This is a genomic window from Pelosinus sp. UFO1, from assembly GCF_000725345.1.
Classification (GTDB): domain Bacteria; phylum Bacillota; class Negativicutes; order DSM-13327; family DSM-13327; genus Pelosinus.
In genome coordinates, this window is sequence record NZ_CP008852.1 from 5,011,650 (window position 1) to 5,024,555 (window position 12,906).

The 12,906-nt window shown below is 39.8% G+C and carries 8 protein-coding genes; 6 read left to right on the top strand and 2 right to left on the bottom strand.

Annotated features, from left to right (window positions below):
• The first annotated feature begins 275 nt into the window (after positions 1–275).
• From UFO1_RS23500 to UFO1_RS23510, 3 genes are all read left to right on the top strand, one after another.
• Positions 276–1,430 (top strand): exonuclease SbcCD subunit D, encoded by a 1,155-nt coding sequence (locus UFO1_RS23500; protein ID WP_038674651.1) that lies wholly within the window; start codon positions 276–278, stop codon positions 1,428–1,430.
• The gene (locus UFO1_RS23505) at positions 1,427–4,480 is read left to right on the top strand and encodes an AAA family ATPase (RefSeq protein WP_038674652.1); all 3,054 of its coding nucleotides are present in this window, start codon (positions 1,427–1,429) and stop codon (positions 4,478–4,480) included. Before UFO1_RS23500 ends, UFO1_RS23505 begins: the two co-directional genes overlap by 4 nt.
• Before the next feature lie 137 nt (positions 4,481–4,617).
• Entirely contained in the window at positions 4,618–6,303 is a 1,686-nt protein-coding gene (locus UFO1_RS23510) for a glutamine--tRNA ligase/YqeY domain fusion protein (protein ID WP_038674653.1), read from the top strand.
• Between the two features lie 495 nt (positions 6,304–6,798).
• On the opposite strand, the gene UFO1_RS23515 is transcribed toward UFO1_RS23510, so the two are convergent.
• Entirely contained in the window at positions 6,799–8,802 is a 2,004-nt protein-coding gene (locus UFO1_RS23515; protein ID WP_051789072.1) for a methyl-accepting chemotaxis protein, read from the bottom strand.
• A gap of 287 nt (positions 8,803–9,089) precedes the next feature.
• Between UFO1_RS23515 and rocF the strand changes: the two genes are divergently transcribed.
• On the top strand, positions 9,090–10,049 hold the full coding sequence (rocF, locus tag UFO1_RS23520) for an arginase (protein ID WP_038674654.1): 960 nt from the start codon (positions 9,090–9,092) through the stop codon (positions 10,047–10,049).
• A 197-nt stretch (positions 10,050–10,246) separates the two neighbouring features.
• On the opposite strand, the gene UFO1_RS23525 is transcribed toward rocF, so the two are convergent.
• On the bottom strand, positions 10,247–10,711 hold the full coding sequence (locus UFO1_RS23525; RefSeq protein WP_038674655.1) for a hypothetical protein: 465 nt from the start codon (positions 10,709–10,711) through the stop codon (positions 10,247–10,249).
• 241 nt (positions 10,712–10,952) lie between these two features.
• Between UFO1_RS23525 and UFO1_RS23530 the strand changes: the two genes are divergently transcribed.
• Together UFO1_RS23530 and UFO1_RS23535 are read left to right on the top strand one after the other, a co-directional pair.
• Positions 10,953–11,303, top strand: a complete 351-nt coding sequence (locus tag UFO1_RS23530; protein ID WP_236639291.1) for a carboxypeptidase-like regulatory domain-containing protein — start codon at positions 10,953–10,955, stop codon at positions 11,301–11,303.
• Positions 11,304–11,690: 387 nt separating this feature from the next.
• Positions 11,691–12,869: a glycosyltransferase gene (locus UFO1_RS23535; protein ID WP_038674657.1), complete on the top strand. Its 1,179-nt coding sequence runs from the start codon at positions 11,691–11,693 to the stop codon at positions 12,867–12,869.
• Positions 12,870–12,906: the final 37 nt, after the last annotated feature.

Sequence of the window (12,906 nt, forward strand, 5' to 3'; positions counted from 1 at the left end):
TCGCTCTAAGGATTTTCGAATCCAAGGCTCACTTATCTCGTTAACAGCCTGTAATATCCTGCCCTCTGGTTAGGATAACAGTCTGTAAAACTCGAAGTAAGTTCGTTCTAAGGATTTTCGAATCCAAGGCTCACTTATATAAGTGGGAGTTAAGAGCGGCTAAGTCCCTGGATAAGAAGGGCTAAGATTCAGATGGAGTTAAAACTCCATCTGAATCAAGTCTTCTTTATCTTTGCAATGACAAGATAAAAAATAGCTGAAGGAGGATTGGGGTTGTGCGCTTTTTACATACTTCGGATTGGCACTTAGGCCGGCTGTTTCATGGGATTCATCTAACGGAAGATCAAGCTTATATTTTGGAGCAGTTTAAGGACTTGGTGCGAGAAACAAAACCCGATGCTATTTTAATAGCTGGCGATATTTACGATCGGGCAGTTCCGCCAATTGAAGCGGTGGAGTTATTAAATGAGGTTCTAACCCAAGTTTTATTAGATTATAAGGTCCCGATTATTATGATAGCTGGAAACCACGACAGTGCAGAACGTTTAGGCTTTGGCAGCCGTTTATTGGCAGGTCAAGGTTTATATGTGGTAGGGTCTTTAGCAAAGGAAATTAAACCAATTACTTTGTATGACAAGTTTGGTCCTGTTTGTTTTGCGCCACTTACTTATGGAGAACCGGCATTAGTTAGGGAACGTCTTGCTTGCCCAGACATTAGCACCCATGAACAAGGGATGGAAGCTATGGTACAGCAAGTGAGAATGAAAATTCCTCAAGGCTGCCGTTCGGTGGCAGTAGCTCATGCTTTTATTGCAGGTAGTTTGGAGAGTGAATCAGAGCGTCCTTTATCTGTAGGTGGCAGCAGTATGGTCAGTCCGAGAGTATTTGAATCCTTTTCCTATACCGCTTTAGGACATTTGCATAACTCTCAACAGGCAGGAAGTCCTAGCATTCGCTATAGTGGTTCGCTTTTAAAATATTCTTTTGCCGAAGCTTCTCAGCAGAAGGGTATTCAGATCGTAGAGATAAACCAAGAGGGTGAAGTTAAAATAGAACAAATACCTTTATCCCCTCGCCATGATGTACGCCTGATAAAAGGATACTTTAAAGAAATAGTAGAGGGGCTACAAGATTCAGCTGATAGAGAGGATTATATCTCAGTTACCTTGCTAGATACAGAACCAATTCTAGATGCAATGGGAAGGCTGCGTCAGGTTTATCCAAACGTACTGCAGATTGAATACCCTCGATTTTCTAAAAGTGGTGTGCTGGCTGGACTAGGGGCAGACCATCGAAAACTTAGTGAAAAGGAATTATTCGCCTCTTTCTTCTCCCAAATGACTGGAGAGTCGATGACAGTGGAGCAGGAGGCCCAATTAGTAACGGTACTTGAGGAGTTATATCGGCAGGAAAGAGAGGCCGGTTTATGAAACCGCTATGTTTAACGATGACAGCCTTTGGTCCCTATGCAGGGCTGCAAAAACTTGACTTTAGGGAATTGCAAGACCGAAATTTTTTCCTGATTCATGGTCCAACCGGATCGGGGAAAACTACAATTTTAGATGGCATGTGTTTTGCTCTCTATGGTGATGCCAGTGGTGTAGAGCGAGATGGGAAATCCATGCGCAGTGATCATGCAGAAGAGCTTGTTATTACAGAGGTAGTCTTTGAGTTTGCGATTGGAGAGGCACGCTACCAAGTAAAACGTATTCCAGAGCAAGAACGCCCCAAGAAAAGGGGTGAAGGAAAAATGACCATGCCACCTACGGCCGAGCTATGGAGCATTCCCCTGTCAGGCCAGCCTGCACTCTTGGCATCAAAATGGTTGGATGTTACTAAGCAAATCGAAGTGGTATTGGGATTCAAAAGCAGTCAATTTAGGCAAGTGGTATTATTACCACAAGGTGAATTTCGAAAATTACTGACTGCCAACTCAAGTGAACGGCAAGAAATTATGCAAGCCTTGTTTAAGACTGATTTATATCGGACGATAGAGGATAAGTTAAAGGAAAATGCCCAGCAATTGAAGATAGCTAATGAAGAATTAACAAAACAGCACCAGTGGATCTTGCAGGAAGCAGGTGCTGCAGATGTAACTGAACTTTTGGATAGTCTTAAAGAAAATCAAAAAGAAGCAGTGCTTTTGCTTCTGGAGATAAAAAAGGCAAATGAACAACTACAACAGGCCCAGCAGGCAGTTAGCCAAGGCCGGGTTATACAAGATAAAATCAAAGAAAAAGAAAAAGCACTACAAACGCTAGCCGAACTTACAGATCAAAAAAAGTTCATAGAAGAGGAAAGAGTGAATTTTGTTCGTGCAACTGCAGCTGCAACTCTGGGAGATTTAGAAAAAAACTTATTACAGTGTGCTCAAGATGTAATGGAATTAGAAGAGAAAAGCAAAACATATTTGCTGCAGTTAGAAGCAGATATAAAAAAAGAAAATGAGGCTCAACAAATATTTGAGACTGAAGCTAAGAAAGAAGTAGAACGAAACAACATTGCCCGCGAAATTCTAAGTTTGCAACAATTAGAAGGAAAAGTAGTGCTTCTGGAAGAGGCTTTGAAAGAATTGGCGAAAAATCACAAGGAGCTTACTAAAGTAGAGGGGAAGAAACAAGAAGTAATGCTAAGGTGTACTCAGGTGCAGCAGAAGAGGGATCAATTGTGCGTTGAACAAGAGCAATATCAGGTATTGGCCCTGCAGGTTGGTAATAGAGAGGCTCAGTGGCAGGAAGCAGAGCGCTTGCTAATAAAACGTAAATCATTAGATGAAGCCTGCCAAACTTTTGCCAACTTGGATCTGCAGGTAACTGCCTCCATAAATCAATTGGCTGGATTAGATGAAGAATATGAAAATGCTAAAACATCATTGTTCCAGCTGCAGGATAATTGGGTTAAGGGACAAGCGGCCTTAATGGCGAGTCATTTAGTAACAGGTGCTAGCTGTCCTGTATGTGGTGCAACCAATCATCCGAGGCTTGCGCATTCCGTAGAAGACATGCCTGATGAAAAGCAGATCAAAAATGCGCAAGCACAGTTAGAACTTCTAGAAAAGAGACGGGAGAAATTCCGTAGTGAGCGTAGTTCTCTGCAAACGGAAAAGAATACTTGGGAACTTCGAATAAAAGATTTGAAGTCTGATCTAAAAGAGCACGCTGAACTTTCCGTGGCAAAGCTTGACGAAGCTACAAAAGGGTTAAGGGAACAATATGAACAAGCGGTGACCGGTGAGAAGAAATCCAAGGAACTAGCCAAAGAATTAGAAGCAATGGTAAATGAGCACAGTAAAATAAATGAGACATTAGAGCAGGTAGAGGAAGAATGGCGACAGGCTGACACTCTTTTAAAAGCAGCGGAGACGGTTGTGGCAGAGAGGCGTTTGGCGGTACCACAAGAACTTCAGGACAAAGAAAAACTGGCAAGTATGTTAAAAGATACAGAACGGAAGTGCCAAGAATATAAGATGGCCTGGGAACAAGCACAACGGAATTTACAACAAGCCCAAGCACTTGTTATTAAAGATCAGACTATATTAGAAAATATGAAGAGCCGCTTGTTAGAATATAAAGAACGATATGAGAAAGAAAAATCACAATTTATGGTACGGCTAGGTGAAGCTGGTTTCCTAGATCAAGAAGATTATGAACAAGCTAAGAAGCCACAAGAAGGAATGCAGAGATTAAAAGAAAAGATTGCTGCTTTTGATCTAGAATTCAGTACAGCATCTATGAGAGTTGAGCAGACTACCCAAGCTGCAAAAGATTTAGTAGTGCCGGATTTGATGCAGCTAGAAGGGGTGGTCGCTCAGGGGCAGGAAATGTATAATGAAGTATTTGCCGCCCATACTAATCTTGAGGCGCAAATTAAGCGGCAACAAGCTTGGATAAAAAGGATAGACCAGCTCGATGAAAAGGCGGACACGGTAAAAGCTGAGTATGCAGTGGTAGGGCGCCTTGCTGAGGTAGCCAATGGTGGTAATGAGCATAAATTAACGCTCCAGCGTTTTGTACTCGGAACCTTGTTAGATAATGTGATTGTAGCAGCGAATGAACGACTCAAAATGATGAGCCGAAATCGATATTATTTGCAGCGGACCATGGATCGCGCAAGAAAAAATGCAGCAGGTGGCCTAGATTTAGAAGTCTTTGATAACTATACAGGTATTGCTAGAGGTGTAGGGACCTTATCTGGTGGTGAGACATTTTTGGCCTCCTTGTCATTAGCCTTGGGACTCGCTGATGTTGTTCAATCCTATTCAGGTGGGATACATTTAGATACGATTTTGGTAGACGAAGGCTTTGGCACCTTGGACCCTGAATCTTTAGATTTTGCCATTAAAGCATTAGTCGATTTGCAGCAGGGGGGACGTCTGGTGGGGATTATTTCTCATGTACCTGAACTGAAGGAGCGAATTGATGCCCGCTTAGAAGTTATGGCATCAGAACGGGGTAGTAAAGCTTGCTTTAGAATTGGTTAATTTTTAGCTAAAATGGTTATTTTATCTATTATATACGTAGTAGCATGTTTGGCATAAGCAGGAAAAGGGCGATAAATGCCGAACTGTGAATAAGATAAAAGGATAAAAGAATTAAAAATCGAGAAGGGGTTTCAAGGATGACTACGACAAATGCTGTAATATCTTCAAATTTTATTGAAAATATTATTAACGAAGATTTAAAAACAAATAAAAATAATAGCAAAGTGCATACCCGTTTTCCACCAGAGCCTAATGGCTATTTGCACATCGGACATGCAAAATCCATTTGCCTTAATTTTGGTATTGCGAAAGAATATCAGGGTTTGTGTAATTTGCGCTTTGACGATACGAATCCTAGTAAAGAAGAAGTTGAATATGTAGATTCGATTCAAGAAGATGTAAAATGGCTAGGTTTTGATTGGGATGACCGTATGTTTTATGCTTCTGATTATTTTGAGGAGATCTATAACTGTGCTGTGAAACTCATCAAAGCAGGAAAAGCATATGTGTGTGATTTGAGTCCTCAAGAAATGCGAGAATATCGTGGCACTTTGACAGAACCGGGTAAAAATAGTCCTCATCGTGAACGTTCTGTGGACGAAAATCTTACTTTATTTGCCGGTATGAGAGCTGGTGAATTTGCCGATGGCTCTAGAGTATTACGGGCTAAAATTGATATGGCATCGCCAAACTTAAACCTACGGGATCCGATTTTGTATCGTATTATGCGGGCACAGCATCATCGTACAGGCAATGCTTGGTGCATTTATCCTATGTATGATTTTGCACATCCTATTTCTGATGCTTTAGAAGGCATTACTCACTCTATTTGTACCTTGGAATTCGAAGATCATCGTCCTCTTTACGATTGGTTGATTTCCTCACTTGCAATGGAAGCCCGTCCCCAGCAAATTGAATTTGCCCGTTTAAATGTCACAAATATGGTAATGAGTAAGCGCAAACTTAGAATGTTAGTAGAAGAAGGTTTAGTAGATGGTTGGGATGATCCAAGGATGCCTACGATCTCAGGGCTGCGCCGTCGTGGGTATACTCCAGAAGCCATTCGTGATTTCTGTGAACGTATCGGGATTGCGAAAAGCAATAGTACTGTGGATATTGCTATGCTGGAACATTGTATTCGAGAAGACTTAAATAGCAAGGCAATACGGGCTATGGCTGTACTACGTCCTTTGAAGGTAGTCATTACGAATTACCCTGAAGGTCAAGTGGAAGAATTGGAAACAGAAAATAATCCTGAGCAACCTGAAATGGGCAGTCGCACGATTCCCTTTTCAAGAGAAATCTATATTGAACAGGATGATTTCATGGAAGTTCCAATCAAAAAATTCTTCCGTTTGGCTCCTGGGCAAGAAGTTCGTTTGAAAAATGCCTACTTTATCAAATGTGAAGAAGTAATAAAAGATGAAACAACTGGTGAAATCATCGAGCTGCGTTGCACATATGATCCAGAAACCAAGAGTGGCAGTGGAACAACTCGTAAGGTGAAAGGAACACTGCACTGGGTTTCTGCTTCTCAGGCTGCTCAAGCAGAAGTGAGATTATACGACTATTTGCTTTCAGAAGAAGACGATGCTGAGCAAGGGGAAAAGGATTTTAAGGAAGCGATGAATCCTAATTCTCTGGTTCGACTGACAAATTGTATGGTAGAACCTAGTCTGATAAAGGCTACTGCAGACCAGCGATATCAATTCTTACGCCAAGGCTACTTCTGCTTGGATGCTAAGGATTCAACAGCAGAGTTACCTGTATTCAATCGTGTTGTAGGGCTCAGGGATTCCTGGGCAAAAGCACAGAAGGCATAAAAATAAGGGGCTCGTCATAAATGTGACGAGCCCCTTATTTTGGTTTAAGTCAGCGTGCTTATTTCAAATAATCCCCGCACTGTGAATCATTTGCAATAATACGAAGCAAACTGCAATGAAGAGAAAAGCAGCTGCTCCTAATTGTAGAACCATAATAAAAACTCCTTTTCTTGATATTTAATATAGAGTTTTTTCACGCTTCTAATTTATTGTATCCCTAGAAATTATAAAAATGTAAGATTTACAGAATCAGAATAGATAGAGATAATAATTCAATAAAAAACATAAGAGTTGTCTGTCTGGTGAGGATCCAGCACTAGCGAGGCCTATTTTTACGGAATCAGAAAGTATAACACTTTCTTGATTCCAAGTAAGAACGACTAAGGCTTCTGCCTGCGTCCGAGGACTTGGCACAAGCCAAGTCTTTTCTTATCGAGAAAAAGCTAGAAGCCCTATTCCTTTTGCGGAATAGGGCTTCTAGCTTCAAATATAATATTACATTTTAAACTTATGTACAGCCTTCTGCAATTCTTCAGCCATGTTGGCTAATAGTTGGCTAGCATGAGAGATTTCCCCCATGGAAGCGGATTGTTCTTCCGTAGCTGCCGAGACGGTTTGTGTTTGGAGGGCAGTATCTTTGCTGATATCATCAATTGTATGCATAGTAGCTACTACTTTTTGGCTACCACTTGCTATTTGCTGAATTGATGCGGATATTTCCTGTACCTGTCCAGACATTTGTGTAACAGAAGACGTGATTTGCTGGAAGGCTTGTCCTGCATTATTCACTACTTCGGTACCGATTTTAACTTCTTGGGTTCCATTATTCATAGATTCTACAGCTTTGTCTGCTTCCGTTTGAATACCACTGATTAAAGTAGTAATTTGTTTTGCCGCATCATGCGATTGTTCCGCTAGTTTTCTTACCTCATCAGCAACGACTGCAAAGCCCCGACCTTGTTCTCCGGCACGCGCTGCTTCAATAGCGGCATTTAACGCTAACAAATTTGTTTGTCCGGCAATTCCAGCAATGGTATCGATAATTTGTCCAATTTCTTTGGAACGATCACCTAAGGTAGCAACTACTTGAGCGGAATTTATGACAGTACTTTCAATGCGATTCATTTGTTCCATAGCAGTACTAATTGCTTTACCACCGTCTTTCGCAGTAGTTGCTGTTTGTTCCGAAGTGCTGGAAACCATATTGGCTTGTTCAGCAATATGATGGATACTAGTAGATATTTCAGTTACAATATCGGTTGCTTGATTAACAGCTGTAAGTTGTTTATCCGTAGCACCTGCTACTTGGGTAATGGAATGGGCAACTTGGTCAACGGCTTGCGCTGACTGTTCGGCACCAGCCATTAATTGCTCAGAGGAGGAAGCAACTTGCTCAGATGTGGCTACAATATTTTGGATGATTTGTTTAAAATTAACTTGCATTTTGTTAAGGGCATGAGAAAGTTGATTAATTTCCAGTGCACCTTGGGCCTTGATTTCTCCAGTTAAATCTCCATTTGCCAACAAGTCAGCATTAACAGCTAATTGTTGCAATGGTCTAGAAATGCTTCGGCCAATAAAGTAAGCTGTGAATGCAGCGCATGCGACGGCCAATAAACTTAATAGTACAGTAAACAGTAACGACGATAAGATGGTGCTGTTTATTTCCTTTGAGGGCATATAGGCAGCAATAGCCCAGTTGTATTTTGTAATAGGGGTAAATACAGTTAAGGCTTCTGCTCCGTTAGTTGCAATAGCAGTAGTACTGCCAGACTGTCCTTGAAGGGCCTTAGAGATATAGCTAAGATCGGCAACGCTTTCTTTTTGCAAAACCCGGTCTTTATTAGGATGAGCAATAAGTACTCCTTGCTTGTCAACAATGTCGATATAGCCAGTATTGCCGATTTTGCCACTGTTAGCGATATCTTGAATGGAACTAAGGCTAATATCAGCAGACATAAGTCCAATAACTGCTCCAGTATTGTCCTTGATAGGGGTGTAGATTGTTACACAGGGGGCCTGAGTGGAGGCTGATATGTATACATCGGAAAAGAAGGTTTTTCCCTGCAAAGCACTAATAATATTTGCCTTGCCGGACTGGTCTCGCAACTCTCCAGAAGTTCGAGCAATTTGCATTGCATTGCTATTGTTAGCGATTACTAACTCGAAAATTGGATTTTGTTTTTTCATCTCAAGTAGTGCAGTCTTTATAGCGACTGGATCTAATGTTTTGTTTGTCGATGACGCACCAATTGCTGTGGCCGTTGTCACTAGCAATCCTTGAGAATCGTCTAAAAGACGCTCAATCTGATTAGAGAGCTGGGTAGTTAACACTATGTTATTTTGGACAATTGCAGATTTCTTTTCGGTAATGTTTTGGTAGGCGTTCATTATGCCCACTATACAGGTAGGCAGTAAAGCAAATAGTACAAATAACACGATTAACCGGACTCTTAGACTGTTTGCTGTTTGTAATTTACTAAACGTGTAAGTTTGCATAGTATTCCTCCTATAATGTATATTGTATTATGTTTAAAACTAGTTCGAATTATATTATAACATGAAAAGGTTTGTTTTGCTAAAAGAGGAGTAATTTAGGGAATCTTATGGTATATTTTATCAAAATAATAGAAAAATAATCAATTACTGAAAAAGATAAGGAGAAGAATAAATATTTTTCTAAAAAAAGAAAAGTATTTTATAAATCTTTTCTTGCACACTAGACAAGAAAGGTTTAAAATAAAATTCGCAGTGAATTAAAATTGGAAAAGATTGGGGCGGTGATAGTGAATTCCATGAAAAGAAGAATTTCAATTGTTGGTGTACCTATGTGGCTAGGACAGACACGTTATGGTACCAACTTAGGACCTCATAGTATCCGTAGCGCAGGTTTAGTAGAGCGTCTAAAGGGCGTAGGGCAACATGTAGTTGACGAAGGTAATCTTACGATTGGCATTACGGGACGATTTAGGCAGACAGGTGAAAATATTAAAAATGTTAAGACCCTTGTTGAGTCAAGTGAGAAATTAGCAACAAAGGTTTCAGATATTATACAAGAAGGACGTTTCCCTCTTGTTTTAGGGGGAGACCATAGTATTGCTATGGGGACACTGGCTGGCATTGCCAAACATTATAAAAATATAGGTGTAATTTGGTATGACGCTCATGCGGATCTAAACACACCTGAGACTTCACCTAGTGGCAATATTCACGGCATGCCTTTGGCGGCTAGCATGGGGCTAGGGCACTCTGCTCTTACCTATATTGGTGGTTATCATGGGAAAGTGAAACCAGAGCACATTGTGTTGATTGGCGCCCGAGATATTGATGAGGGCGAAAAGCAATTAATTGCAGAAAGAAATATAAAAATGTATACAGCTGAGGATGTAAAAAGACTAGGAATCGAAGTTGTCATAGCCGAAACCTTGCGGTATTTGTCTGAGCGCTGTGATGGAATTCATCTTAGTTTTGATGTAGATGGTATAGATCCTCAAGAATTCCCGGGAGTAGGTACCCCCGTTGCCGATGGTATCAGTTATAAAGAAAGCTTACAAGCTGTTAGACTGTTATCAGCATCCAATCAATTGATTTCCGCTGAATTTGTGGAGGTCAATCCCTTGTTAGACAAAGATGATACTACAGCTCGTTTAACCGTTAACTTAATCGGAGCATTATTTGGTGAAAGAGGAAAGAGCAGACAGGCGCAAAGAGCCTATGGCCGACGGAAAAGTGCTGAGGCAATGTAATTATAAATGAAATAACAAAAATAGAGGGTTTCGCTTTATTAAGCGAAACCCTCTATTTTTGTTAAAGTACTCAAATTATTTTCGATTGCTAGCGTTAGTTTTACGGAATCAGAAAGTATAGCACTTTCTTGATTCCAAATAAGAACGACTAAGGCTTCTGCCTACGTCCGAGGACTTGGCACAAGCCAAGTCTTTTCTTAAAATTTAAATGTCGCACCCAACGCTGTACGATTACTGTTGCTGCCTTCATCTGGCATAAAGGAGCGGTAGTTTACATTAAGGTCAAGATTGTTAGTCAGGTTGTAATTAGCCCCAACTTGCAGTTCTTTAAAACCAGAAGCGCCGACTAGAGAGGCATAGCCATCTAAGGAAGGAGCTAATGGGCTTGTCACTGCTGCTCCTACGTAGAGTTTTGAATTGGAATTATAATCTCTGCTACCAATAATAGCTCTAATATTATTATTGACATTAACTTGTCCGTAAATGTCGTTCTTTTGGAATCCAAGTGTAAGGTTATCCGACATCTTGTGTTCGAGATAGAAAGAGTCATCCACTACACCGACAGCTGTCTGACCTTGTGACAGATTATTAATAGGGGCGGCAAAACCAGTACTGATACCGAAGGCGAGTAGGGAAGCCACAGTAAGTGCGATTTTTTTCATAATAAGTCCTCCTGGAATGTTTTAATTCTTAATTGGCACTTCATTTACTAAGTATCATTATGTAAGGTTAAATGAATGAATAGCCTATATTGAACTATATCATTTAAATAAGACAAAAGTGTGACAAGGGTAAGAGGCAGGAAATGTTTATCTTCGTGTAAATTGGTATTGTTGTCATACTTTCATCACAACTTTATAGTATCATATTGCCTATCTGTAAAAAATTACATACCAATAAGGAGTGCTTATTTTGAAAAACAACAGGATTTTGCTAATTATTTGTTCTTTTCTTCTAGTAAACATGCTTTATATCAATACTGCAACAGCAACCTCTAAATTCACTATTTCTGGAAAAATAACGGATTCGGACTTGAAACCAATTAATGGAGCAAAAATAGTGTTCGAAATGGAAGGTGGCTTGAATGGCATACAAGTTGCAAAGACTAACTATCGAGGTAATTATACAATTTACTTACCATTAACAAGCAAAACGTATTGGGTAACGATAGGTAAAGATAAATACAGAACATACCGGGGAAAAATTCATCTAACGGATGATAGCGATAACTTTAATTTCACTGTTCATAAATAAAAGTATCTCATCACAACAAGACGTGATTGTTCAAGGGGAGATAAAGGGGATCCGTCTTGTGACAAAAGTATATCCGCTTATTTCATTTTATATAACATGCAAAAAGAGATCATTAATGAAATCGGATTTCGAATAAAGGTTTTAAGGCTCAACAAGTAGTATCAGCTGCATGTTGAGCCTTTTGCGAGCAGCCACTTGATTGAACTCACCTTGATATCCTATTATTGCGGCTAAACCGTATTTTTTACACTTATTGTAACATTTAACATTTTCTTAATCATTCATTAACGTAAGATTTATATGATTCCATTATAATTGAATTAGCTTCGTATAATAAAAAATAAAGTACCTACGGTATTATCAAAATCTGATAATGAGAGGTGTCTTATGGCAATTAGGCCTATAAAGGTTATGTTCGCAATATCAGACACAGGCGGTGGACACCGCAGTGCTGCGGCATCGATAATAGCTGCACTTGATAAAGAACAGAGCATACAATCTACCATTGTCGATTTTTTACGTACAACGAATTTCCCAGGGCTGAAAAAAGCACCGGAAATTTATGATTACTGCTCCAAGAAACATGTCTGGCTAAACAATTTATTCTTTAAAGAAACTAACAGTATTGGTCGTATCAATGCACTAACGAAAATAGTATATTCTCAATCTCACTATAGTATTAAACGAACAATAGCGAATACCCAGCCTGATGCCGTTGTGGCCGTTCATCCATTAGTTATTGGTTTATTACAGCAAACTCGTAAAGAGTCATGCGCCAATTGGCCAATCATAGCTGTCATTACAGATCTTGTTACCATACATGCATCATGGGCAACACCAGGAGCGGATCTATACCTTGTTCCTACAAAAGAAGCATTTCAATCTTTAATAAAGTATGGGATTCCTTACAGTCAGATTATCTATACTGGTTTTCCAGTACACCCTAAATTTTTAAATAGTAAATTATCAAAAAAGCAAGCATGTGATGAACTTGGCATAAAAAGCGAACCCTTTACAGTCCTCCTTACAGGTGGTGGAGTTGGGGCAGGCAATATAGGGGATTGGGTCCATACCTTAAAAAAACAGTGCCCTGATAAACAAATCCTTGTCATAACAGGTAATAACAAGGATTTATATAATGAACTTAACAACCGAAAAGTCCATTCAGACCGATTGCACGTCTACGGCTTTGTGAATAATATGGAAACACTGATGGCAGCAAGTGATGTAATTGTCTCTAAGGCTGGTCCTGGTACTCTAATGGAAGGCGTAACGATGAAAAAAACGCTAATTGTTACGGAAGCGGTTGGTATCCAAGAGACAGGTAATATTGACTTTATTAATAAAAATCAATTAGGTTATCATTGCCCGACCCCCATCGAAGCATGCACAATAATTAATGAAACTGCTATTTTTGCTTCTTGTGGTAATCTGACATACAATGATACGATTCCTATAAACGGTTCCCAAAATATCGCTAACATTATTCTTGAAACAATCAACACAACAATAGCAATCAATAACCCTATGAAATCCCAAGAAGAACATATCTTTATTGGTGCATAACACGAGAAGTCATTTTCCTTTTAGCGAAAATGGGTTC